The organism is Mesorhizobium sp. WSM1343 (assembly GCF_055901535.1).
On the sequence record NZ_CM148370.1, the window covers coordinates 3,433,929 to 3,457,880 of the forward strand.

The following is a 23,952-nucleotide window of genomic DNA, read 5'->3' on the forward strand; positions in this document are numbered from 1 at the left end:
CGGTTTCGCCAGGGAGCTTCTAGTATGACGTTGGGATGTGACCGCGGAGAGCAAAGATGCCGTCGCTGAGCTTGCGGATAAATCTCGATCCCGACGGGCGCGTCGGGCCGGGCAAGATCGAACTCCTGGAACAGATCGCCGCCTTCGGCTCCATCTCGGCCGCCGCGCGCGGCATGGAGATGTCCTATAAGCACGCCTGGGACCTGGTCGAGGACATGAACCGGGTATTCGGCAAGCCGCTGGTGGCGGCACAGACCGGCGGCCGCAAGGGCGGCGGCGCACAGTTGACGGCGGTCGGCCTGGCAGTGGTCAGCCGCTTCCGCGCCATCGAGCGCGCGGCGGCGGCCGCGGCAGCGACGCATATGGAGGCGTTGCAGGCGGAGATTGAGGCTGGGTGAGGGAGTAGGGCAGTAGGGCAGTAGGGCAGTAGGGCAGTAGGGCAGTAGGGCAGTAGGGCAGTAGGGCAGTAGGGCAGTAGGGCAGTAGGGCAGTAGGGCAGTAGGGCAGTAGGGCAGTAGGGCAGTAGGGCAGTAGGGCAGTAGGGAGGCATTCGCGTGCTGTCTTCCAACACAAAACGTCATTCACCTACTGCCCTACTGCCCTACTCCCTTACTCCCTTACTCCCTATTGCCTTCCTATTCGGGCTTGCGCAGCAAATAGCTGTCCATGATCCAGCCCTTCCGCCGACGGGCTTCCTCTCGAACTTTTTCGATCTTTGCGCCGATGTCACCGATCCTGCCGGAGAGAGTGATCTCGTCTTCCGTTCCGAGATAGGCGCCCCAATGGATGACGACATCCTTGTCGGCCAGCGTGTTGAAGGCGCATTTGCCGTCCAGCAGGACGACCGCGCTGCCGGCATTGTCCGGCATGCCTTCTTCGGTCAGGCGGCGGCCGGTGGTAATGAGGACGGAATCGCCGATGCGGTTCAGCGCCATCTTGTGGCTGGCGGCAAGTGCCTGGACGGCGGTGATGCCGGGGATGACCTCAAGCTCGAACGCCACATCGCCTCGCAGGCGCACGCGCTCAAGGATGCGCAACGCGCTGTCATAGAGCGAAGGGTCGCCCCAGATCAGGAAGGCGCCGCAGCCGTCGCCTGCAATCTCGTCGCGGATCAGGCCTTCGTAAATGGCGGCGATGGCTTCATGCCAGTCATCGACGGTCGAGCGGTAGGAGGGCGCCGGACCATCTTCTACCGGGAGGTCTCGCACCGGCACGTCGAATTCGACGCGCCGCGACTTCGGATTGGTGACGAAGCGGTCGCAGATCTGACGGCGCAGTTCGGCCAATTCATTTTTTTTCGCGCCCTTGTCGGGAATGAACAGCACATCCGCCTGGTTCAGGCCTGATATGGCCTGAACGGTCATGTGGTCGGGATTGCCGGCGCCGATGCCGATGACGAGAAGCTTGCGCATGGGCGAACTCCTGCCCGATCGGAACCCGTTAGTCCAGACCGCACAGGCGCCCAGACCGCGCAGGCGCGTGTCCAGACCGCAGTCCAGCTCCCTTTGGTGCGTCCGCGGATACGGAAGGGCTTTGAACGCCACATTGAAACGGCTAGGGTCCTGCAGGCATTCCAGCCGAGGGGGCTTCCATGTTGCGATATGTTCTGACCGCCGTGCTGGCCTTGTCGTCCGCACCCGCTTTCGCCAATGATTCGGTTGCCGAACTTGGCACCGGCGGCCTGATCCTGTCGCGCAGCGATGCCGTGGCGATGCAAAGCGAGGACCTTTTCATCTCGCCGGAAAAGGTCACGGTCGACTATGTCTTCCACAACAACACCGATCAGGATGTCCAGGCCATCGTCGCCTTCCCGATGCCCGACATATCGGGCAATCCCGAAGAAATCCCGGCGATTCCTGAAAATCAGAGCGATAATTTCCTCGGTTTCGAGGTGACGATCGACGGTGTCGCCGCAAAGCCGCAGCTCGAGCAGAAGGTGTTGGCGCTCGGCATCGACATCAGCGCTGAGCTGAAGGCGCAAAACGTGCCGTTCTATCCTTTCGGCGATGCGGCGAAGGCGGCGCTGGCGAAGCTGCCGCAAGCGGTTGTCGATGACTGGGTCAACCGCGGCATCATCATCGAGGACACCGGCAGCGACGGCACCGAGACGAGCAAGGTCTACACCCCGTTCTGGCAATTGCGTTCGACCTACTGGTGGCGCTCGACCTTTCCGGCCAACAAGGACGTCCATGTTTCCCACCACTACAGACCGAGCGTCGGCGGCACGTCTTCGGTCAGCTTCTTCTACGACGGCAAATTCCAGGGTCAGTATGCGGCCTACAAGACCCGGTATTGCATGGACGGCACATTCGAAAATGCGGTGCGCAAGGCGGCCAAGGACGACCCTGACGGCTACCCCAAATATTTCGAGAGCCGCATCGCCTATATCCTGACCACCGGCGGCAACTGGGCTACGGGCACGATCGGCAAGTTCAAGCTGACGATCGACAAGGGCAATCCGAAAGCCCTGGTCTCGTTCTGCGGCGACAATGTCAAAAAGACTGGACCGACGACCTTCGAGATGACGGCGGATGATTTCTACCCCGAGCGCGACATCGACATCCTGATCCTCGAGCCGACGGACGAAAATTGATGCATGTCGCAATCTACGTTGCCATTGCCGAGAACGGCGTGATCGGGCGGGACGGCGGGCTCCCGTGGCGGCTCTCCACCGATCTCAAGCGCTTCAAGGCCGATACGATGGGCAAGCCTATCATCATGGGCCGCAAGACCTATGAGGGCATCGGTCGGCCGCTGCCGGGCAGGTTGAACATCGTCGTGACCCGCGACGAGACCTGGCGCGCCGAGGGCGTCGAGGTGGCACATTCGCTCGAAGCCGCGATCCAGCTGGCGACGGTGCGCGGGCGCGGCATGGCCGATGTCGACGAGGTGTGCGTCATCGGCGGCGGCGAAATCTATGCCCAGGCCATGCTGCTGGCCGACCGGCTGCACGTCACCCATGTGCTGGCAGCGGTCGACGGCGATGCGCATTTCCCGCCGATCGATCCCGATTCCTGGCGCATTGTCAGCTCGCAGGACGTCCCAGCCGGGGAAAAGGACAGCCACCCGACGCGCTATTCGGTTTACGAGCGGCGTCGCGAGAGACATTGAACGAAAAAAGAGCCATTGAAGGAAGACAAAGGGTCGCGACTGGACCAAATCGGACGAAGTCGGAAGCGCATCGCGTTGAAAGCGCCCCGTGGCGTGCCTATAGAAGAACAATACTGGATTTTGCGCCGTAATGCCGGCGCTTGAGGGAATTCCAAGCGAAAGGACATTCATGCCCTGGAACGACAAAAGCGGCGGTGGCGGCGGCCCATGGGGTGGCGGCGGCAACAATCAGGGACCCTGGGGGCAGGGTCCAAAAGGACCGAGCGGGCCGCAGGGCTCGCCTCCCGATCTAGAAGACATCATCCGCCGCGGCCAGGACCGGCTGCGGCGCGCTCTTCCGGGCGGCGGCGGCGCGAGCCCGGCTATCTTCGCGCTGATCGCGGCTGCACTTGTGGTGCTGTGGGCGTTCAAGGCGGTTTACACCGTGCAGCCCGATGAGGTCGCGGTCGAACTGCGCTTCGGCAAGCCGAAGACCGAACTGTCGCAGCCTGGCCTGCATTTCCATTGGTGGCCGCTCGAAACCGTCGAGACGGCCAAGATTTCCGAGCAGCTCGTCGATATCGGCGGTGGCGGCGCGACAAGTGGCAATACGTCCGGGCTGATGCTTACCGGCGACCAGAACATCGTCAACGTCCAGTTCTCCGTGGCCTATCAGGTCTCCGACCCGCGCGCGTATCTGTTCGATGTGTCCGATCCCGACGGCATGCTGCGGCAGGTTGCCGAAAGCGCCATGCGTGAAGCCGTCGGCCGCCGGCCGGCGCAGGACATCTTCCGCGACGACCGCCAGGGCATTGCCGCCTCGGTGCGTGAGATCATCCAGACGACGCTGGACGGCTACAAGGCCGGTCTCAACGTCAACGCCGTCTCGATCGAGGATGCGGCACCGCCACGCGAAGTGGCCGATGCGTTCGACGAGGTGCAGCGCGCCGAGCAGGACGAGGACAAGTTCGTCGAGCAGGCCAACCAGTACTCCAATCAGAAGCTCGGGCAGGCGCGCGGCGAGGCCGCACAGATCCGCGAAGACGCGGCCGCCTACAAGAACCGGGTCGTGCAGGAAGCCGAGGGTGAGGCGCAGCGCTTCATCTCGGTCTATGACGAATATGCCAAGGCGCCCGATGTAACGCGCAAGCGCCTCTACCTGGAAACCATGGAGAAGGTTCTGAAGGATTCGAGCAAGGTCATCGTCGAGCAGGGCAACGGGCAAGGGGTCGTTCCCTATCTGCCGCTGCCGGCATTGCAGCCGAAAGCGCCGGCACCGGCCGCCCCCGTTACGGGAGGTAACCAGTGATGGCCAACCGTCTTCCCATCATCGTCGTCGCAGCAGCGGTTATCCTGTTCCTGCTCTATTCGTCGGTCTTCGTGGTCAATGCGCGCCAGCAGGCACTGGTGCTCAGGTTCGGTGAGATTGTCGACGTCAAGAGCGAACCCGGCATCTACTTCAAGGCGCCGTTCTCGTTCTTCGACGCCGACACCGTGCAGCTGATCGAGAACCGGGTGCTGCGCTTCGATCTCGACAACATTCGCGTCCAGGTCTCGGGCGGCAAGTTCTATGAGGTCGATGCCTTCATCGCCTATCGCATCTCGGATCCGCGGGTCTTCCGCGCCGCGGTGTCCGGTCAGATCGAATTGGCCGAGGCCCGGCTCAGGACGCGTCTCGACGCTGCCTTGCGCCGTGTCTATGGTCTGCGTGATTTCGAGGCAGCACTCTCCGAAGAGCGCGGCGTGATGATGCGCGAAGTCCGCGACCAGCTCAGGCCCGATGCCACATCGCTCGGCCTGCAGATCGAGGATGTCCGCATTCGCCGCACCGATCTCACGGCCGAAGTCTCGCAGCAGACCTTCGACCGCATGAAGGCGGAACGCCTGGCGGAAGCTGCCCGGCTGAGGGCGCGCGGCAATGAGGCGGCACAGCGCATCACCGCCCGCGCCGATCGCGAAGTGGTCGAGATCGTCGCCGAAGCCCAAAAAGAGTCGGAAATCCTGCGCGGCGAGGGCGAGGCCCAGCGCAGCGCCACCTTCGCGGGAGCCTATCAGCGCGATCCGGCTTTCTTCGACTTCTACCGGTCGATGAATGCCTATGGCACGGCGCTGGACAACACCGGAACGACGATGGTGCTGTCGCCGAACTCGGAGTTCTTCCGCTTCTTCCGCAATCCCGACGGCAGCGAGGGACCGGCAAAGCCGGCTTCGCCTGCGCCAAACGCTCCGGCGACGGCACCCGCCGCGCCGGCGGCACAGCCCAGCACCGGCCAGTAGCGGCCGGTGCAGGATTTTCTTGCCGCCATGGGCCTCGTCCTCGTCATAGAGGGTCTGGTCTATGGCGGCTTTCCCGGCCTGGCCAGGAAGCTTGCCACCGAAGTGCTGTCGCTGCCCGAGAACGCGCTGCGGATTGCCGGGCTGGCGGCGATCGCGATCGGCGTCGGCATCGTCTGGCTGGTACGAGGCGCATGAGGGCGGCGATGATTTATCCTCTGCCGATAGTCATAGCCGCAAACGTGCCGTATTTTTTGCCAACATGGCGTGACGCGGCGTTTTCGTCGAAGCGCTTTTCTTTTCAAGAATACCGGGAGGCTTCTCGATGACATCCAATACAATTTTGCGCGCGGCGCGGCGGACATTCATCGCCGGCGCGGCGGCACTTCTTGTCAGCGCCGTCGCTGTCCCGTCCTTCACGGCGCCGACATTTGCCGCCGATGGGCCCGCTTCGGTCGCCGATCTGGCGCAAGGCCTGCTCGGCGCGGTGGTCAACATATCGACCTCGCAGACGGTCAAGGGTACCGAAGGCCCGGGCGCGGTGCCGATGCCGCAATTGCCCGAGGGTTCGCCCTTCCAGGATTTCTTCGACGATTTCTTCAAGAACCGCGGCGGTGACAAGGACAACGGCTCGCAGAAGGTGCAGTCGCTGGGCTCCGGCTTCGTCATCGATGCCGAGCAAGGCATCGTCGTCACCAACAACCATGTCATTGCCGATGCCGACGACATCGAGGTCAATTTCTCCGATGGCGTCACCTTGAAGGCGACGCTGGTCGGCACCGACACCAAGACCGATGTCGCCGTGCTCAAGGTCGATCCGAAAGGCCACAAGCTGACGGCGGTGAAGTTCGGCGATTCCACCAAGATGCGCGTCGGCGACTGGGTGATGGCGATCGGCAATCCGTTCGGCCTCGGCGGCACGGTGACGGTCGGCATCGTCTCGGCCCGCAACCGCGACATCAATTCCGGCCCCTATGACGACTTCATCCAGACCGATGCCGCGATCAACCGCGGCAATTCCGGCGGACCGCTCTTCAACAGCGCGGGCGAAGTCATCGGCATCAACACGGCGATCATCTCGCCATCCGGCGGCTCGATCGGCATCGGCTTCTCCATCCCGTCGCAGCTCGCGTCCGGTGTCGTCGACCAGTTGCGCCAGTTCGGCGAGACGCGGCGCGGCTGGCTCGGCGTGCGCATCCAGCCGGTGACCGACGACATCGCCGAAAGCCTCGGCATGGCGACCGCAAAGGGTGCGCTGGTTGCCGGCGTGATCAAGGGCGGCCCGGTCGACAATGGCACGATCCAGGCAGGCGACGTCATCATCAAGTTCGACGGCAAGGATATTCATGAGATGCGCGACCTGCCACGTGTCGTCGCCGAAAGCCCTGTCGGCAAGGCGGTCGACGTGCTGATCGTGCGCAAGGGCGTTGAACAGACGGTGAAAGTGACCCTCGGCCGGCTCGAGGATGGCGAGAAGGCCGCCAACGCCGAGGAGGGCAACACCGATCAGGACAAGGGCGACAAGGCTCCGGCCGTTTCCACTGCTTCGGTGCTCGGCATGACGGTCGGCGAACTGAACGACGAGACACGCAAGAAGTTCAGCATTGCGGCCGATGTTTCGGGCGTCGTCATCACCGACGTCACCAAGGACTCGGCCGCCGCCGAACGCGGCATCCAGCCCGGCGAGGTGATCACCGAGATCGCACAGGAATCGGTTGCTACCCCCAAGGACGTCATGGACCGGATCGGCGCCTTGAAGGAACAGGGGCGCAAGAATGCGTTGCTGATGCTGGCCTCGAAGACCGGCGAGCTCAGGTTCGTGACGATCAGGATGGACTGAGGTCCGGAAGATCGACAACACGACAACACTGAAAAAAGGGCGGCTAGCGAGCTGCCCTTTTTCTTGCCTGCCAGTCCTGGCGCGACAGTCTGTAGAGGACATGCCGTTTGAGATGCGGATGGCTGTCGGGAATGCTGGGGTGGTCGAAATCGCCGGACGGATCCGCGCTCATGCCGAGGCGTTGCATGACGGCGGTGGAGCGGCGGTTGGCCGCGACGGCGAATGACACGATTTCATCGAGGCCAAGTGTCTCGAAGCCGTAGGCCAGCCACGCTTCGGCTGCCTCGGTGACATAGCCTTTGCCCCAGAACTCAGGTGCCAGCCGCCAGCCGATCTCGATGGTGCCGGCTGGCAGGGATGGCACATGATCGGTGTCGAGGAGACCGATGAAGCCGATGCATTCACCGGTGGCGGTGATCTCGGCGGCAGCAAAACCGTATCCGTCCTTCGTGGTCCAGGCCCGGAGCTCGTCCATCTTGGCATCCGCCTGGGCGCGGTCGCGGCGGAATGGAAAGAACTCCATCACCCGGTCGTCGGAGTTGATGCGGTGGAACAGGTCGCGGTCGCGATCCTCCCAGTTGCGCAGGATCAGGCGCTCGGTACGCATTGGTTTCATTGCACAAAGTCCTCCTGCCTGTAGCCCTGCATATAGAGCAGCGCGGTCAGGTCGCCATGATCGATGCGGACCTTGGCCTGTGCCGCCACCGTCGGCTTGGCGTGAAGCGCGACACCGGTACCGGCAAGGCGGATCATGTCGAGATCATTGGCGCCGTCACCGACGGCAATGGCGTCGGCGGGCGTCAGGCCGAGGCGCGCTGAAATTTCGATCAGCGCGTCGGCCTTGGCGGCGCGGCCGAGGATCGGTTCGCCGACCAGGCCGGTGAAGCGGCCGTCCTGTTCGAGCAGGCGATTGGCGCGGTTCTCCTGGAAGCCGAGCATTGCGGCGATGCGCGTCGTGAACACCTCGAACCCGCCAGACACGAGTGCCGTCCAGGCACCGTTGGCGCGCATGGTCCGGACCAGAACACGGCCGCCCGAGGCCAGCGTCAGGCGATTGGCGACGATGCGATCGACCACGGTGGCGTCGAGGCCCTTCAGCAACGCCACCCGCTCGCGCAAAGCCGGTTCGAAGGCGATCTCGCCATTCATGGATCGCGCGGTAATCGTGGCAACATGATCCTTTACGCCGATCTCGTCGGCCAGCTCGTCGATGCATTCCTGGTCGATCATGGTCGAATCCATGTCGGCGATCAGGATTTTCTTGCGGCGGGTTTCTGCTTCTTGGACGATCACGTCGACCGACTCGCTGGCGAGTGCCGTGCGCAAGACGGCACTCGCAGCGGCGGCGTCGGCTGCCTCAGGCAGGACGAGATCGCAGGCGATACCTTCAGCCAGCCAGACAACAGCGCTTGCGCCGACCGACCGTGAGGCCATATTCGCAAGCGACAGCGACAAAGCGCGCTCAGTGGGACGGGAAACAAGCGTGGCGATGAGCGGCATGGAACATTCCGGCGGGCAGGCGGGCAAGGGCCGCGTGAAGAACGCGATCCTGATAGCCGGGCCGACCGCCAGCGGCAAGTCGGCGCTTGCGCTCGATCTGGCCGAGCGCAGGGGTGGCGTGATCGTCAATACGGATTCCATGCAGGGCTATTCGGTGCTCGACGTGCTGACCGCCCGGCCGGAGGCGGCCGACCTCGCCCGCGCACCGCATTTCCTCTACGGCCATGTCCATCCGGCGACACCCTATTCCACCGGCGCCTGGCTGCGCGACGTGATGAAACTGATCGACGACGGCACATTCTCCGAACGGACAGCGATTTTTGTCGGCGGCACCGGGCTCTATTTTCGCGCATTAGCCGAGGGCATTTCGGAAATGCCCGACATTCCGCAACGGGTCCGCGACCGTTGGCGCTACGAATTGAAGGAGCAGGGCGCCGTCAAGCTGCACAGCCTGCTGCTGCGCGAGGATTCGGCGGCCGCCATGATGCTCAAGCCAACCGACAGCCAGCGCATCGTGCGGGCATTGGAGGTTCTCGATGCGTCTGGCCGTTCGATCCTGGAATGGCAGGCAGAGCGCGGCCAGCCGCTCATCGACAGGCAAAGCGCGCATTTCCTGGTGATCGAGCCGGATCGGGCGGCGTTGGTCGGACGCATCGACAAACGCTTCGACCAAATGCTGGACAAGGGCGCGCTGGACGAGGTCAAGCGGCTTGCGGCACTTGGCCTCGATCCCGAATTGCCGGCGATGAAAGCGATCGGCGTTCGCGAACTGCAGGCGGCGATGGCCGGAGGGATTGGCTTTCCCGAGGCAATCGAACGCGCCAAGATCGCGACCAGGCAATATTCCAAGCGGCAAACCACCTGGTTCAGGCATCAATTGGGGCCGGAATGGCTGAGGTTGCACCCCGGTGATGATCTGGAAACCACGATCTCAGCGCTTGCTTCCGATGCAACCTGAAAAGTTTACCTGCAAGGAAAGGTTCCCGTTGTGGTTGTCCAAATTAACCCTCCGTAAGCCCGCCCATGCCATAAGGTCGATGGGCACTTTTCCAACGGGGAGCAGATGCGTTTTCACAAGGCGGAATCAGCATTTTTCGTCTTTATATTCGTGATCCTGGCCGCCGGCCTGGTGACGCTGCATGCTTATGGACTTCTGCAGTCCTTCGCCGACGAGTTGCATACGGCTTCGGGTCTGGACAAGGTCATCTATCTCAACAAGCTCTTGTTCGCGACCGGCGTGCTCCTGGCCACCGCGCTGTTCTTCGGCATTTTCTTCATCTATCCGCTGATTCGAAAACAGGCGACGGAGGAGGGCAAGCTGCGCGCCATGACGGTCTCGCTCAGCGCGCGGTCGGAAACGCTCGAGCATGCGGCGCTGACCGACGGCCTGACCGGCATGCAGAACCGGCGCTATTTCGATGATGCGCTGAAGGAGTATCTCGAGGAGTTCCGGCGCATCGAAAAGCCCGTCGGGCTGATGATCCTCGATCTCGACCATTTCAAGCAGGTCAACGACACCCACGGCCATGACGTCGGCGACGAAGTGCTCAAGGCCGTCGCAAGCTGTCTCAAGGATATGACGCGCTACCACGATGTGGTGGCGCGATTGGGCGGCGAGGAGTTCGCCGTGGTCACGCCCAACATGGACGCCGAGCTTCTGGGCAAGTTTGCCGAGCGCATCCGCAAGGCGATCGCCAACATGTCGGTGCTGTCGGGCAATGTCCGCCTCAAGATCACCACCAGCGTCGGGCTAGCTGTCTGGGACCGCAAGGAAACAGCGGAAGAGTTCTATCGCCGCGCCGACCGCCAGCTTTACGAGGCGAAGAGGCAAGGCCGCAACCGCGTCTGCGCCTAAAATCCCGTCCCTGAATTCGTGAGGCTGGCCGTCTGGCGCCGTTTTCTGCGCTTCCGATGCTCACGGACTCAAATGTCCGCTCCGCTCCGGTTCTCGAAAATAGCACCACCCGACTCAGCCTGACGAATTCCCTGACGGGATTTACCCAAGCGGTCCAGGCAGGGCGCGAGCTTAGCGCGGCTTCTCAATCGGCCGGCAGAACAGCCGGGTCGCAAGCTCAATCGTTTTGCGGGCGCAGGCCGAAGGTTGCGGGCTTGAGGCCGTAGCGCATGTCGAAATCGTCGTCCGATGGCGGGCGTGCGGCGGGTGGCTTGCGGTAGTCGGGGTCGCCGGCCTGGCGGCCTGAATCCACGACCTCGGCGAAGGCCATCGCCTGCTGCGTCGATTTCGGCACGTTGCGCAATCGTTCCACGATCGCCACCAGATCGACATCGTCGCCCGGCTTCGACGTGGCCTCTTCGCGTTTGGCGGTGCCGGGAAGCAGGTGGCTCGGCAGCTTTTCGAACTTCAGCCGCATGGTCGTCGCCACGCCTTCGCCGAAGGCGATGGCTTCGCGCTGGCCCATCGAGGACAGAAAGGCAAGCGTCGAGGCAGAAGAGTCGGCAATCGCCGAGCGGATGATCGCCTGGTCCTGCTCATTGGCAAGCCGCATGGCGAAGAAGGTCGAGCATTGCGACAGGATGGTCGGGTCGAGCTCGCCGGGGCGCTGGGTGACGACGCCGAGATAGCAGCCATATTTGCGGCCTTCCTTGGCAATGCGCGACAGCGCATGCCTGGTCGGCGCGAAGCCGAGCCGCGGGTCGGCCGGCATATAGCGGTGCGCTTCTTCGCACAAAAACAGAAGCTGCAGCTTGCCTTCGCTCCACAGAGCGAGATCGAAGGCCAGGCGCGCCAGCACCGAACAGACGGAATTGACCACTTCGGACGGCATGCCGGCCATCTCGAAGCAGGTCACGGGGCGGCCATGATGCGGCACGCGGAAGATGTTGCCGATCGTCTCGTGGATGGTGTCCTCGATCAGGCGCGAGTTGAACATGAAGCGATAACGTGGATCGGCCGCCGCCGATTCGATGCGCGTCTTCAGCGATTTGAGCGTCGGGCGATCGGTCTTGCTTTCGAGCATGCCCATGCGCTCATCGATCTGCTTGAGCAGGTCGGCGATGCGGTAAGGCACTGGCGTATCGGCGGTCAGCGCATCGCTGCCGCGCCTGATATAGGAGCCCGAATTCGGGTTGCGGTAGAGATTCTTGGCGGCCGGGATCAGGTCGCGCAAGGCATCGATTTCTTCCGGCTCGGTCTCGCGGCCCCGGAACAGCACCTCGGCGAATTCCTCCAGCGTGAACATCCAGAACGGAAGATCCAAGGTTTTGGAATCGACCCTGACGCAGTATTCGGGCAGCGATGCCGCGAACTCGTTGTGCGGGTCGAGGATCAGGATGCGCAGATCCGGCCGTGCCGCGATCGACTTGCGCAGCAGCAGCGAAACGGCGGTGGATTTGCCGACGCCGGTCGTGCCGACAATGGCGAAGTGACGCGCCAGCGTATCGTCGATAGCGATGTTGGCGGCGATCGTCTCGTCCTGCGCGAGCGTGCCGATCGTGATCGAATGACGCCCGGCAAGGTCATAGACCGCCTGCAGGTCGCGGGTGCGGATGCGATGCGCAACGGCGCCGATATGCGGATAGGTGGTGATGCCGCGGTCGAAGACCGGTCTGGCGCCGGGCTCCGCACCGTCACGGACTTCGCCGATCAGTTCGATGCTGACCTCGATGGCGTTCTGGCCCTCATTGCTCCAGGCGCGGTCCGACTTGCCGATCGCGTAGACAAGGCCGACGGTTCGCGTCGATCCGAGATTGATGGAAATCATCTTCCCGACTGTCCACAGGCCGGTCACCGCGCCGTCGGCATCGTCCGCATAGGCGCTGATGGTGGCGCGAGCGCCGTCGCATTGCACGACATTGCCGAGGATGCGCTTGTCGTTCTGCTCGGTCTGGCGGCGCTCCTGCGAGGTCGGTTCCCCCACGGAGGCTTCGCGTTCGACATACATGGACAGGCCAATCCCCATTTCCCTGGAGAGTCGATCCTACCCGAATGGGGTTAAGGCCCGATGAGGTCGGATGGTGTAGAGAGCATTAAGGGGCCTGTGAAAATTGTCGCAAGGCGGCTCTTCTCCGGCGTCAATATTTCGCTATAATAGACATATGGATGATATAGCGAACGAAATTTCCTCGACGATAGGCCGCAGGATACACGCCGAAAGGGTCATGCGTGACTGGTCCCTGGCTGAACTGGCGGAGCGTTCCGGCGTCTCGAAGGCGATGCTCAGCACGATCGAACGAGGCAAGACCAGCCCGACGGCGGCGCTTCTGGTGCGCATCGCGTCGGCCTTCGGCATGACGCTGTCGACCTTGATCGCGCGCGCCGAGCTGCAGGGCGGCGGGCTGCTGCGCGAGGCCGACCAGCCGGTATGGCGCGATCCCGATACCGGCTATGTCAGGCGGCATCTTTCGCCGGCTGGCGATATGCCGCTGGAACTGATCAAGGTGCATCTGCCGGCGGGCGCCAGGGTCAGTTTTCCGGCTGCTTCATACGCCTTCATCAAGCAGCAGATATGGCTGATTTCCGGGCGGCTCGAATTCATCGAAGGCGATATGGCGCACAAGCTCGAGCCCGGCGACTGCCTGGCGCTTGGGGCGCCGTCGGACTGCACCTTCCATGCCCTGGAGCCCGGCGCCGACTATCTGGTCGCCCTGGTCAGAGGCTGACACAATGGCAAAGAGACCAAAGCGCTCCCACAATGGGGGGCCGCCTCTCGATGAGTACAAGGGCCCGCCATGGGGCACGGGCGATCCCTATATCTTCCTGGCCTGGCAGGCAGCGCACGCCAAGGCGTGGAAGGCGCCGAGCCACGAGGTCATGCTGTTGCGCATGGACAGAGCCGAGCGGCTTGGCCTGACCTACGAGGAGTACACGCTCGAGATTCTCGAGCGCGGGCGGCACCTCGGGCACGAAGATGCCGACCGCATCAGCGCCATCAAGGCGGCGCGAAAGCGTCGCCGCGCGCGCCATCTGGAGTGACGGCAATGCGCCCGCTTCTATCGCAATCACAGGATATCCCGCACATGAACTCGATCGAGATCGCAACCCTGACCCCGGCTGCCGAGACGCAGGACGGGCTGGCCGAATTGCTGGTCGCAACGGTGGCGGCAGGCGGTTCGGTCAGCTTCATGCATCCGTTGGCGCCGCAGGCGGCGAGGGGTTTCTGGGAGAAATCGCTGGCCGCGGCGGCAAGGGGTTTCTGGGAGAAATCGCTGGCCGCGGCGGCAAGGGGCGAAAGAGCGGTGCTTGGCGCCTGGGACGGCAAAAACCTGGTCGGCACCGTGACCTTGCTGCTCGACTGTCCGCCCAACCAGCCGCACCGGGCCGAGATCGCCAAGCTGATGACACGCACCGACTACCGGGGCAGGGGCGTGGGAACGCGCCTGATGCGGGCCGCCGAGAGGCTTGCGGTGGAGAAGGGCCGCACGCTGCTGGTTCTGGACACGGCAACCGAGGAGGGCGCCTCAGGCCTCTATGAGCGGTTGGGCTTCACGCTGGCCGGTGAGATACCGGACTATGCCCTGAAGCCGCATGGCGGGCTGACCGGCACGCTGATCTACTGGAAGCGAATCGGGCAAATCTCGTAACCGGTCAAGCCGGCGCGGAGAGGCGCGACAGCAACCACTGGCGGAAATCCTGCTCGGCGCCGGTCAGGCGCGCTGTCGACGCCTTGGTCAGAAAATGGCCCGATGTGCTGGAGAGTTCGAAGTCGGAAAGCCTGACCAGCGTCTTGCTGTCGAGCGCCGCATCGACCAGCGGCCGCGAGCCCAAAAGCACGCCGGCGCCGGCCTTGGCCGCTTCCATGGCGGCAACGAAGCTGTCGAAGCGGTGCGATCGCCTGGGATGGCCGGCCAGCCTGGCGGCAGCGAACCATTCCGCCCACATCTCGCGCGCGCCGGCAACCAGAAGCAGCGGCAAGGAGGTCCAGTCTGCGTCGCCCACCAGACCCGGAGCCGCCACCGGCACAAGCCGCTCGGCGGTCAGCCTGTCGGCTTCGCGGCCGGGGAAGGATCCGTTGCCGAAACGGATATCGAGCACCGAGCCCGGCAGGTCGTAATCGGTAGGGCGATGGATCGTCACCAGGTCGAGCTGGATGCGCGGCAGTGCCTTCGCGAGATCGGGCAGCGCCGGAACCAGCATCAGCAAGGCAAAGGAAATCGGCGCCCGGATGGTCACGGTCTGGACGGCGCGCGGCTCGAACAGTTCCGCGGTGCTGTTGCCGATGGCGGCGAAGGCCGACTGGATGTGGGGGAGGTAGGCTGCCCCCTCCGGCGACAGGGCGACGCCGCGCGCCAGCCGCGAAAACAAACGTGTCTTTAGCCGCTCCTCGAGAAAGCGGATGTGTTGGCTGACGGCCGCCTGGGTGAGGCCAAGCTCGGCTGCCGCCGCGGTGAAATTCGACAGCCGCGCCGCAGCCTCGAAACTGCGCAGCCAGTCGAGCGGCGGCAGGGGTGTGGTTCGAGACATTAGTATATCGTGGTCATTGGCCAAAAAAGGATAATTTGAATTATGCCTCTCGCGCGATCAACATGCAATCGAAACCCTGCGGATCAGCTGCGGGGGACGCAATGGACAGGAACGGATCTCCATGCTCACCCACGCGCTGATCGGCGACGAAGGCAGAACAATCGAACTTGGCTGGAAGGACGGGTCGCGCAGCCGCTTTCACGCCATGTGGCTGCGCGACAATGCGCTGGACGACAAGACGCGCAGCGCCGGCAATGGCCAACGGCTGATCACCATCCTCGACATTCCCGCCGACATCAGGATCGGCGCGGCATCGGTCAAGGGCGGTGCCTTGGAAGTCAGCTTCGTGCCGGAGCAGAAAACAGTGAGTTTCCCGGCGGCATGGCTGAGCGCCAATGCCTATGATCGTGACGCGGCCCGCCAGCCCGGCTGGACGGACGAGGCCACCGTGCGATGGACCAAGGCCTCGATGCAGAATTCGGTGCCGCGCGCCGGTTATTCTGCTGCCAGTGGCGACCAAGCCGTCTTGCGGCAATGGCTGTCGGCGGTGAAAGCCTATGGCTTCGCGGTGATGGACGATCTGCCGACCGAATCCGGAGCGCTGTGCAAGGTGTCCGATCTGTTCGGCTATATCAGGGAGACCAATTACGGGCGCTGGTTCGAAGTGCGCGCCGAGGTCAATCCGAGCAATCTCGCCTACACCAATCTCGGGCTCCAGGCGCATACCGACAATCCCTATCGCGACCCCGTGCCGACGCTGCAGATCCTGTCCTGCATCGAGAATACGGTTGAGGGCGGCGAATCCAGCGTCGTCGACGGGTTTGCCGTCGCGGCTGCGCTGCAGGCTGAGAACCCGGAAGGCTTCCGGCTGCTGAGCTCATGCCCGGCGCGCTTCGAATATGCCGGCTCTTCCGGTGTGCGGCTGCAGGCGAAGCGGCCGATGATCGAGCTCGGGCCCGATGGCGAGCTGATCTGCATCCGCTTCAACAACCGCTCGCTGGCGCCGACGGTCGACGTGCCCTTCGCCGACATGGAAGCGTACTACGCGGCCTACCGCCGGTTCGCCGAACTGATCGAGGATCCATCCTTCGAAGTGACGTTCAAGCTCGAAGCGGGGCAGGCTTTCATCGTCGACAACACGCGCGTCATGCACGCCCGCAAGGCGTTTTCCGGAACCGGCAAGCGCTGGCTGCAGGGCTGTTACGCCGACAAGGATGGCCTGCTGTCGACGCTCGCGTCGATAGAACACGGGTTCAAGGAGGCGGCGGAATGAGCAGCCAGGATTTGAACGCGGACAATATTGTCGAATTCATTGCCGACATCTTCGAGCGCCGGGGTGCGGAATCCTACCTCGGCGAACCCGTCACCATGTCGGAGCACATGCTGCAGGGCGCCTGGTTCGCCGAAAAGGACGGCGCGCCGGACGAGCTGGTGGCGGCGGCGCTGCTGCACGACATTGGCCATTACACCAGCGAGTTCGGCACCTATTCGCCCGAGGATGTCGAGGACAAGCATCATGACGAAGCCGGCGGCGAAGTGCTGGCGCCGTTCTTTCCACCTGTCATCGTCGAATGCGTCAGGCTGCATGTCGCCGCCAAGCGCTATCTCTGCGCCACCGATCCGACTTATTTCGGCAGGCTTTCGCCGGCCTCGGTGCATACGCTGTCGCTGCAGGGCGGGCCGATGAATGCCGAGGAGGTGGCCGAGTTCCGCAAGAACCCGTTCCATGAGGAAGCGGTCCGGGTCCGCATCTGGGACGAGAGCGGCAAGATTGCCAACATGAAGACGCGGACGTTTCGCGATTACGTGCCGCTGTTGCAGCGGGTGGTGACGCAATTCGCGGCGGGTAAGCCGGCGTAATTCCCTCAAAGGAAGGAGGCAGGGTGCAAGCCCTGCCTCCTTTCTTCCGGCTTCGCCGGAATCGCGCTCGCCTACCCCTTGTGATGCACCTGCTGCAGCCCGTAGACCGGCGTCGCCAAGCCGGCCTGCCTGGCCTTCAGCTGCAGCGCCAGGAATTGTGAATAGTGGCGTGACTGGTGCAGGTTGCCGCCGTGAAACCACAGCGCTTCCTGCTGTGTAGGCTTCCACATGTTGCGCAACTCGCCTTCCCAGGGGCCGGGATCCTTGGTGGTGTTCGAGCCGAGGCCCCAGCATTTGCCGACCTTGTCGGCGGTTTCGCGCGATATCAGATCGGCGGCCCAGCCGTTCATCGAGCCGTAGCCGGTGGCGTAGACGATGAGGTCCGCAGGCAGTTCCGACCCGTCGCTGAGCAGAACCGAGTGCTGCTTGATCTCTTCGACGTCGACGCCGCTCTTCAGCTTGATCGAACCATCGATGACCAACTGCGATGCGCCAACATCGATGTAATAGCCAGAGCCGCGCCTGAGGTACTTCATGAACAGGCCGGACTCGTCGTCGCCCCAGTCGAGCATGAAACCGGCCTTTTCCAGTCCCTTGTAGAATGCCGCATCGCGTTTCTTCATCTCGGCATAGGCCGGGATCTGGAACTCGTGCAGGATCTTGTAGGGCAGCGAAGCGAAGATGAGATCGGCCTTGGCGGTGGTGATGCCATTCTGCAGCGCCTGCTCCGAATAGAGCGAACCCAGTCCGATTTCCATCAACGTGTCGGACCTGGAGATATGGGTACTCGAGCGCTGCACCATGGTCACGTCGGCGCCGGCTTCCCAAAGTGCGGCAGCGATGTCATGGGCGGAATTGTTGGATCCGATGACAACGGCCTTTTTGCCGGCATAGGCGTCGGGACCCGGATGCTTCGACGAGTGGTGCTGATCGCCCTCGAAAGTCTCCATGCCCTTGAATTTCGGCAGATTGGCTTTGCCGGACTGTCCGGTCGCCAGCACCAGCTGCTTCGGCTTCAGCGTGATGTCCTTGCCGTCACGGTGGACGACAACGGTCCATTCCTTCGTCTTGTCGTCATAAGAGGCGCTTTTGGCCTCGGTCGAGGACCAGTAGTTCAGCTCCATTACCTTGGTGTACATTTCCAGCCAGTCGCCGATCTTGTCCTTGGGCGAGAAGACCGGCCAGTTCTTGGGGAAATCGATATAGGGCAGATGGTCGTACCAGACCGGGTCATGCAGGCAGAGCGACTTGTAGCGCTTGCGCCAGCTGTCGCCGGCACGCTCGTTCTTCTCGATGATGATGGTCGGCACGCCAAGCTGCCGCAGCCGCGCGCCGAGCGCGATACCGCCCTGGCCGCCACCGATGATCACCGTATAGGGCTGCGTCTTGAAGCCGAGCTCGGCGGCTTCCCTCTCGCGCTCTTCCTTCCATGTCGGACGGTTCTTGCCCGAGCCGTGCCTGGCGCCCATCGGCCGCGCGAAGCCTGCCGGCTCCTCGTGGCCTTTCAGTTCGGCCATGGTGGTCAGCAGCGTCCAGATCTTGCCGTTCTTCAGCCTGATATGGCCGAAGCCGCGTGCCGCCTCCGTCTCGAAGCTGATCCAGCCCTCGATCAGTTCGCCGCTCTCGGTCGCGTCCTCGCCCTTGGCGATGGCGAAGTGCGATGGCCTGGTGTTCGACAACTGGCTTTTCAGCATGTCGCGGACCTGGTCGCGGCCTTCCATGGTCTTGATGTTCCAGGTGAAGGTAACGAGGTCGCGCCAGTAGCAATCTTCTTGAAAGCAATCGACCGCCTTCTCGATGTCATTGGCAGCAAGCGCGGCGCCGAATTGGTCGAGTACGTCAGACAGTTTCTTGCTAGAGGGCTTGTCGAGCATCAGGTTTCCTCCCGTGAAATCCAGATCGTCATGGTGGTGGCTCCGACGGGCTTGCCGCCGGACGATCAAGTATCGTCAGAGATGGCGGCCCTCGTCACGCCCCACCATAGTTTCCAGCGGTTTCAATGGTTTATTCGCAAAATGGGATCACCCGGCGGTTTCGCAATCGCCCGGGCGCCGGAAACGACCGTCCCATTTGTGAATGCCGCGCCGGTCGCGCAAAGTTGATGGTCAAATGCCGCAATGCGGTCACCGGGGACGATGACAACCGATCGGTGAGAAGCCGGGAAGCGGTGGCGGGCAGCAGGGCGGTTCCTGGGATTTTCTGGATGCGGAACTCTGGAGCCCGTTATGATTATCATATCCTTTTTCCAAGCGTCTTCACGCCACTTTCTCGGCCGGCGTGGACGTGCTGCAGCAATGGCCGCGGTCATCGCCTTGAGTGCGACGCTGACCGGCCCGCTGGTGCTGCCCGGAACACAGGCGCATGCGGCGGAAATTTCCGTCACCGTCCGCGAAAGGCTTTCGAACTATGGCGGATGGCGAACCTCCAGCCGCTTCGGCGATGTCTGGGTTCCCTCGGTGCATACCCAATGGCGGCCCTACACCGAAGGCAGGTGGGTCTGGACTGACAATGGCTGGTACTGGCAGTCCACCGAGCCATTCGGCGATGTCGTCTATCACTATGGCCGCTGGGCGTATGATCCCGATTTCGGCTGGGTGTGGATCGCCGGCGATCAATGGGCGCCAGCCTGGGTGGTCTGGCGTCAGGGCGGCAATGATGTCGGCTGGGCTCCGGCGCCGCCCGACGTCGGTGCCGCCTTCGACGACGCCTGGTGGTGTTTCGTGCCGGTGGCGGCGATCGGCGCGGTGGATCTGGTCAGGGTGGTGCGGCCGGTTCAGGAGAACGTCGTCATCGTGCGCAACACGACATTCATCAACCAGACGGTCGCGGTCAACAATGCGCCACGCGTGCGGCTTGGCAACCAGGTGGTTGCGATCAATGCCGGACCCCGGCTGCAGCAACTCCCGAAGCCCGTCATGGAATCGATCAAGGCGGCAAAACTGGTTCCTCCGCCCCAAGGCGTGTTTGCCAGTGCACGTCTCGATGCTTCCAGGGGCGCCGAAATCAAGAGGCTTGCCGGCAATGCAATGGGGAACGGGCAAATCGTGGCGGGCCCCAAGACTGCGATCGGCGGCAAGGCCATTTCCCCGGGCGCGGTGGCTGCCAGCAATCCAGCCGTCGTGAAGCCTGGCAACACTGTGCGCAAGCGGATGGTCGCCGGCAACGGCGCGAAGGCCGATGCGCTCAAGCTGCATGCCGACAGGACCGCGGGCGATGGACGTATCGTTGTCAAATCGTCGGCCAAACCGGGGTCGGCCAAGCCGGTCTCGGGGCAGCGTCCTGCACGCGGTGCCGGGCAACAAAAGCCGCATCAGCAGGCGTTGGCAATGCACATGCCCCAGCACCATGGCCCGGCAAGGGTGGCACCTCACCATCCGCCAGCGAAGATGCAGGCGAGGAAGGTGTCCGACTGCGATCCGCGCGTTTCCCGCTGCAAGGCGCCGGGCTGATCGCCTCAATCGCGCCGGCACGCTGTGCGCGCCGGCGCGATTTTTCCCGTTGACAGGTCGCCTTGCCCGCCCTTAGTGTCCGCCACCATGAAAACAGCACTCATTCTCGTAGGAAAGCGCGTGGGCAAGGCGGTGTAACCGCCGGGCGAAAACCCCCCATGCGCAAGACACAGGCTCCCTCGGGGGCCTTTTTTATTGCCTGAAACACGACTAAACGACCAGCAAACGCCCAATGGCGACAGTACGGGACCAGACCGATGAGCAACGGACAGAACGAGCGGCGCGAGATGACGGGCGCCGAAATGGTGGTGCAGGCGCTGAAGGACAATGGCGTCAAGCATGTCTTCGGCTATCCCGGCGGCGCTGTCCTTCCGATCTATGACGAGATTTTTCAGCAAGACGAGGTCGAGCACATACTGGTGCGCCATGAGCAGGGCGCCGGCCATGCGGCGGAAGGCTATGCGCGTTCGACCGGTAAGGCCGGCGTGATGCTGGTGACCTCCGGCCCGGGCGCCACCAATGCGGTGACGCCGCTGCAGGACGCGTTGATGGATTCGATCCCGCTGGTCTGCCTGACCGGGCAGGTGCCGACCTCGCTGATCGGCTCGGACGCTTTTCAGGAATGCGATACGGTCGGCATCACGCGCCCCTGCACCAAGCACAACTGGCTGGTGAAGGACGTCAACGAGCTCGCCGCCACCATCCACGAGGCCTTTCATGTCGCGACCACCGGCCGTCCCGGTCCGGTCGTCGTCGACATCCCGAAGGATGTGCAGTTCGCCAGGGGATTCTATGTCCCGCCGCAGATCGCGCCACGCACCAGCTACCAGCCAAAGGTCCAGGGCGACCTGGAGAAGATCAAGGCGGCGGTCGAGTTGATGGCGGGCGCCAAGAAGCCGATCATCTACAGCGGCGGCGGCGTCATCAACTCCGGCCCGGAAGCGAGCCATCTGTTGCGCGAACTGGTCGATCTCACCGGTTTCCCGATCACCTCGACGCTGATGGGCCTCGGCGCCTATCCGGCATCGGGCAAGAACTGGATGGGCATGCTCGGCATGCACGGCACCTATGAAGCCAACATGGCCATGCATGATTGCGACGTGATGATCTGCATCGGCGCGCGCTTCGACGACCGCATCACCGGCCGGCTGACCGCCTTCTCGCCGAACTCGAAGAAGATCCACATCGACATCGATCCGTCGTCGATCAACAAGAACGTCCACACCGAGGTGCCGATCATCGGCGATGTCGGCCGGGTGCTGGAGGATATGGTGCGGCTGTGGCGGGCGAGCGCCAAGGCCGACAAGAAGGCGCTCTACCCCTGGTGGGAGCAGATCGCCAAATGGCGTGCGCGCGACTCGCTCGCCTACAAGATGAACAACGACGTGATCATGCCGCAATACGCCATCGAGCGGCTCTACGAACTGACCAAGGGCATGGACACCTACATCACCACCGAGGTCGGCCAGCACCAGATGTGGGCGGCGCAGCACTATCGTTTCGAGAAGCCGAACCGCTGGATGACGTCGGGCGGGCTGGGCACGATGGGTTATGGCCTGCCGGCAGCACTCGGCGTGCAGATCGCGCATCCCGACGCTTTGGTCATCGACATTGCCGGCGACGCCTCGGTGCAGATGACGATGCAGGAGATGAGCGCGGCGGTGCAGCACAATGCGCCGATCAAGATCTTCATCCTCAACAACCAGTATATGGGCATGGTGCGGCAGTGGCAGCAGTTGCTGCACGGCAACCGGCTGTCGCATTCCTATACCGAGGCGATGCCGGACTTCGTCAAGCTGGCCGAGGCCTATGGCGGCCACGGCATTCGCTGCGAAAAGCCGGACGAGCTGGACGACGCGATCAAGGAGATGATCTCGGTCAGGAAGCCGGTGCTGTTCGATTGCCGCGTGGCGACGCTCGCCAACTGCTTCCCGATGATCCCGTCGGGCAAGGCGCATAACGAGATGCTGTTGCCCGACGAGGCGACCGACGAGGCGGTGGCCAATGCCATCGACGCCAAGGGCAGGGAACTGGTGTAGCCGGCAGAACCAAGGCAGGGCTGTCGCGAGAAAGCCCTGCGCAAACAACGAATTAGCTCAAGAGCTTGAAATCGAGATTCATGTCATGAACGCACAGCTACAACCGACCGGTTCGGCCTATTTTATCGCCAAGGAAACGGAAAAGCCGGAAAACCACACGCTTTCCGTGCTGGTCGACAATGAGCCGGGCGTGCTTGCCCGGGTCATCGGCCTATTTTCCGGGCGCGGCTACAACATCGAGAGCCTGACCGTCTCCGAGACCGAGCATGAAAAACACCTGTCGCGCATCACCATCGTGACGCGCGGCACGCCGCATGTGCTGGAGCAGATCAAGCACCAGCTGGAGCGCATCGTGCCGGTGCACCGCGTCGTCGACCTGACCGTGCGTTCGCATGAATCCGGCCAGGAGCGGCCGCTGGAGCGCGAACTGGCGCTGGTCAAGGTCGCCGGCATCGGCGAGGCCCGGGTCGAGGCGCTGCGGCTGGCCGATGCGTTCCGCGCCAGCGTCATCGACGCCAACACCGAGCATTTCATCTTCGAGATCACCGGCAAGGGCTCCAAGATCGATCAGTTCATCGCCATCATGAAGCCGCTCGGCCTGGTCGAAATCTGCCGCACCGGCGTGGCGGCGTTGAACCGCGGCCCGCAGGCGATGTAGGCCTTCGGTGCTGGCGCCGGGCGCGCCAGCCAGCTTCCACAGTGAGGCTTCTGGCCCCGCTGTGGGCCGTCCGTGGGCCTTTGCGGGTTGCCTAGAAAAGACAACGATCCTGACTTGTCGGGGAGGATATCCATGTCGCTTGACGCTTTCCTTGCCCTGCTTGTCTACGCCTTGGTGACTTCGATCACGCCGGGGCCGAACAATCTCATGCTTCTGGCATCGGGCGTGAATTTCGGCATCGTCAGAACCGTTCCGCACATGCTTGGCATCAGCATGGGTTTCCTCGTGCTGCTGCTTGCCGTCGGTCTTGGCCTTGGCGCTGTGTTGACGGCGTTTCCGGCGCTGCATACCGCGCTCAAGATCGCCGGCGGCGCCTATCTTCTGTACCTCGCCTGGAAGATCGCCATGTCGCGCACGCTGACCGGCAAGGGCGAGACGAAGGCGCGGCCGATGCGCTTCATCGAGGCGGCTGCATTCCAGTGGGTCAATCCCAAGGCGTGGGTGATGGCGATCACCGCCATGGCCGTCTATGCCAATGCCGAGCACCCGTTCCTGTCGGTGGTGTTGATCGCTGTGGCCTTCACCGTCGTCAATTTGCCGAGCGTCTCGGTGTGGGCTGGGTTCGGCACCGCGCTGCGCGGTTTCCTGTCGGACCCGGTACGGCTGAAATGGTTCAACATCGCCATGGGGGTGCTGCTGGCGGCGACGCTTTGGCCGATGCTCAAATAGGTCGAGACGCGCACATTCTGGTCGTCTCAGGCCGGAAGGCGATGGCTCGCAAGCCGTCGGATGGGGATTCAGCCCGTGTTGCACATCCATTG

24 protein-coding genes are annotated in these 23,952 nt (G+C 63.2%); 18 read left to right on the plus strand and 6 right to left on the minus strand.

From position 1 onward, the window contains the following. Window positions 1-56 precede the first annotated feature (56 nt). Window positions 57-398 (plus strand): winged helix-turn-helix domain-containing protein, encoded by a 342-nt coding sequence (locus tag AC0NIL_RS16615; protein WP_013531026.1) that lies wholly within the window; start codon window positions 57-59, stop codon window positions 396-398. Between the two features lie 237 nt (window positions 399-635). Here the strand turns inward: AC0NIL_RS16615 and cobF are convergent, their stop codons facing one another. Next, entirely contained in the window at window positions 636-1,412 is a 777-nt protein-coding gene (gene cobF, locus AC0NIL_RS16620) for a precorrin-6A synthase (deacetylating) (RefSeq protein WP_013531027.1), read from the minus strand. Window positions 1,413-1,591: 179 nt separating this feature from the next. On the opposite strand from cobF, the gene AC0NIL_RS16625 reads away from it, so the two are divergent. The 6 genes from AC0NIL_RS16625 (at window position 1,592) to AC0NIL_RS16650 (ending at window position 7,204) form a co-directional block, all read left to right on the plus strand. Next, complete coding sequence (locus AC0NIL_RS16625; RefSeq protein WP_063172447.1) at window positions 1,592-2,593, plus strand: DUF4424 domain-containing protein; 1,002 nt, start codon at window positions 1,592-1,594, stop codon at window positions 2,591-2,593. Further along, entirely contained in the window at window positions 2,593-3,111 is a 519-nt protein-coding gene (locus AC0NIL_RS16630) for a dihydrofolate reductase (protein ID WP_013531029.1), read from the plus strand. The genes AC0NIL_RS16625 and AC0NIL_RS16630 overlap by 1 nt, the downstream gene beginning before the upstream one ends. 169 nt (window positions 3,112-3,280) lie before the next feature. Next, entirely contained in the window at window positions 3,281-4,399 is a 1,119-nt protein-coding gene (gene hflK / locus AC0NIL_RS16635; RefSeq protein WP_013531030.1) for an FtsH protease activity modulator HflK, read from the plus strand. Beyond that, window positions 4,399-5,367, plus strand: a complete 969-nt coding sequence (gene hflC / locus AC0NIL_RS16640; protein WP_013531031.1) for a protease modulator HflC — start codon at window positions 4,399-4,401, stop codon at window positions 5,365-5,367. Before hflK ends, hflC begins: the two co-directional genes overlap by 1 nt. Window positions 5,368-5,373: 6 nt before the next feature. Then, window positions 5,374-5,562 carry a DUF2065 domain-containing protein gene (locus tag AC0NIL_RS16645; protein WP_013531032.1) on the plus strand — a complete coding sequence of 63 codons (189 nt, stop codon included), beginning with the start codon at window positions 5,374-5,376 and terminating at the stop codon, window positions 5,560-5,562. Window positions 5,563-5,689: 127 nt separating this feature from the next. Further along, window positions 5,690-7,204 (plus strand): DegQ family serine endoprotease, encoded by a 1,515-nt coding sequence (locus AC0NIL_RS16650; protein WP_013531033.1) that lies wholly within the window; start codon window positions 5,690-5,692, stop codon window positions 7,202-7,204. A 43-nt stretch (window positions 7,205-7,247) separates the two neighbouring features. Here the strand turns inward: AC0NIL_RS16650 and AC0NIL_RS16655 are convergent, their stop codons facing one another. Together AC0NIL_RS16655 and serB are read right to left on the minus strand one after the other, a co-directional pair. Further along, complete coding sequence (locus AC0NIL_RS16655; RefSeq protein ID WP_013531034.1) at window positions 7,248-7,820, minus strand: GNAT family N-acetyltransferase; 573 nt, start codon at window positions 7,818-7,820, stop codon at window positions 7,248-7,250. Further along, window positions 7,817-8,704: a phosphoserine phosphatase SerB gene (gene serB / locus AC0NIL_RS16660; protein ID WP_127370536.1), complete on the minus strand. Its 888-nt coding sequence runs from the start codon at window positions 8,702-8,704 to the stop codon at window positions 7,817-7,819. Before serB ends, AC0NIL_RS16655 begins: the two co-directional genes overlap by 4 nt. Between serB and miaA the strand changes: the two genes are divergently transcribed. Next, window positions 8,694-9,662, plus strand: coding sequence for a tRNA (adenosine(37)-N6)-dimethylallyltransferase MiaA (miaA, locus tag AC0NIL_RS16665; RefSeq protein WP_013531036.1), 969 nt, complete (start codon window positions 8,694-8,696; stop codon window positions 9,660-9,662). The genes serB and miaA overlap by 11 nt on opposite strands. Window positions 9,663-9,767: 105 nt before the next feature. Further along, window positions 9,768-10,559: a GGDEF domain-containing protein gene (locus AC0NIL_RS16670; RefSeq protein ID WP_013531037.1), complete on the plus strand. Its 792-nt coding sequence runs from the start codon at window positions 9,768-9,770 to the stop codon at window positions 10,557-10,559. A 217-nt stretch (window positions 10,560-10,776) separates the two neighbouring features. On the opposite strand, the gene AC0NIL_RS16675 is transcribed toward AC0NIL_RS16670, so the two are convergent. Next, window positions 10,777-12,606: an ATP-binding protein gene (locus AC0NIL_RS16675; protein ID WP_024501408.1), complete on the minus strand. Its 1,830-nt coding sequence runs from the start codon at window positions 12,604-12,606 to the stop codon at window positions 10,777-10,779. A 154-nt stretch (window positions 12,607-12,760) separates the two neighbouring features. On the opposite strand from AC0NIL_RS16675, the gene AC0NIL_RS16680 reads away from it, so the two are divergent. Genes AC0NIL_RS16680 through AC0NIL_RS16690 form a run of 3 tightly spaced genes read left to right on the plus strand, consistent with a single transcriptional unit; the run spans window position 12,761 to window position 14,245 of the window. Next, window positions 12,761-13,324 carry an XRE family transcriptional regulator gene (locus AC0NIL_RS16680; RefSeq protein ID WP_224674879.1) on the plus strand — a complete coding sequence of 188 codons (564 nt, stop codon included), beginning with the start codon at window positions 12,761-12,763 and terminating at the stop codon, window positions 13,322-13,324. Window positions 13,325-13,328: 4 nt separating this feature from the next. Next, complete coding sequence (locus tag AC0NIL_RS16685; protein WP_013531040.1) at window positions 13,329-13,637, plus strand: hypothetical protein; 309 nt, start codon at window positions 13,329-13,331, stop codon at window positions 13,635-13,637. Window positions 13,638-13,681: 44 nt separating this feature from the next. Beyond that, window positions 13,682-14,245: a GNAT family N-acetyltransferase gene (locus tag AC0NIL_RS16690; protein ID WP_473573174.1), complete on the plus strand. Its 564-nt coding sequence runs from the start codon at window positions 13,682-13,684 to the stop codon at window positions 14,243-14,245. Between the two features lie 4 nt (window positions 14,246-14,249). On the opposite strand, the gene AC0NIL_RS16695 is transcribed toward AC0NIL_RS16690, so the two are convergent. After that, the gene (locus AC0NIL_RS16695; protein ID WP_473573163.1) at window positions 14,250-15,125 is read right to left on the minus strand and encodes a LysR family transcriptional regulator; all 876 of its coding nucleotides are present in this window, start codon (window positions 15,123-15,125) and stop codon (window positions 14,250-14,252) included. A gap of 121 nt (window positions 15,126-15,246) precedes the next feature. Between AC0NIL_RS16695 and tmpA the strand changes: the two genes are divergently transcribed. Together tmpA and tmpB are read left to right on the plus strand one after the other, a co-directional pair. After that, window positions 15,247-16,398 (plus strand): 2-trimethylaminoethylphosphonate dioxygenase, encoded by a 1,152-nt coding sequence (tmpA, locus tag AC0NIL_RS16700; RefSeq protein WP_337121751.1) that lies wholly within the window; start codon window positions 15,247-15,249, stop codon window positions 16,396-16,398. After that, the gene (gene tmpB / locus AC0NIL_RS16705) at window positions 16,395-16,985 is read left to right on the plus strand and encodes a (R)-1-hydroxy-2-trimethylaminoethylphosphonate oxygenase (protein WP_063172442.1); all 591 of its coding nucleotides are present in this window, start codon (window positions 16,395-16,397) and stop codon (window positions 16,983-16,985) included. Before tmpA ends, tmpB begins: the two co-directional genes overlap by 4 nt. A gap of 71 nt (window positions 16,986-17,056) precedes the next feature. Here tmpB and AC0NIL_RS16710 read toward each other — a convergent pair whose 3' ends face one another. Beyond that, window positions 17,057-18,859: an NAD(P)/FAD-dependent oxidoreductase gene (locus AC0NIL_RS16710; protein WP_063172441.1), complete on the minus strand. Its 1,803-nt coding sequence runs from the start codon at window positions 18,857-18,859 to the stop codon at window positions 17,057-17,059. Between the two features lie 420 nt (window positions 18,860-19,279). On the opposite strand from AC0NIL_RS16710, the gene AC0NIL_RS16715 reads away from it, so the two are divergent. The 4 genes from AC0NIL_RS16715 to AC0NIL_RS16730 all read left to right on the plus strand — a co-directional run bounded on the left by AC0NIL_RS16715 (window position 19,280) and on the right by AC0NIL_RS16730 (window position 23,860). Next, on the plus strand, window positions 19,280-20,434 hold the full coding sequence (locus AC0NIL_RS16715) for a DUF6600 domain-containing protein (protein WP_473573161.1): 1,155 nt from the start codon (window positions 19,280-19,282) through the stop codon (window positions 20,432-20,434). A gap of 257 nt (window positions 20,435-20,691) precedes the next feature. After that, a complete protein-coding gene (locus AC0NIL_RS16720) occupies window positions 20,692-22,473 on the plus strand; it encodes an acetolactate synthase 3 large subunit (protein ID WP_473573160.1) in 1,782 nt (593 codons plus the stop codon). Between the two features lie 85 nt (window positions 22,474-22,558). Then, on the plus strand, window positions 22,559-23,131 hold the full coding sequence (gene ilvN, locus AC0NIL_RS16725) for an acetolactate synthase small subunit (protein WP_013531048.1): 573 nt from the start codon (window positions 22,559-22,561) through the stop codon (window positions 23,129-23,131). A gap of 132 nt (window positions 23,132-23,263) precedes the next feature. Further along, entirely contained in the window at window positions 23,264-23,860 is a 597-nt protein-coding gene (locus tag AC0NIL_RS16730; RefSeq protein ID WP_013531049.1) for a LysE family translocator, read from the plus strand. Window positions 23,861-23,952: the final 92 nt, after the last annotated feature.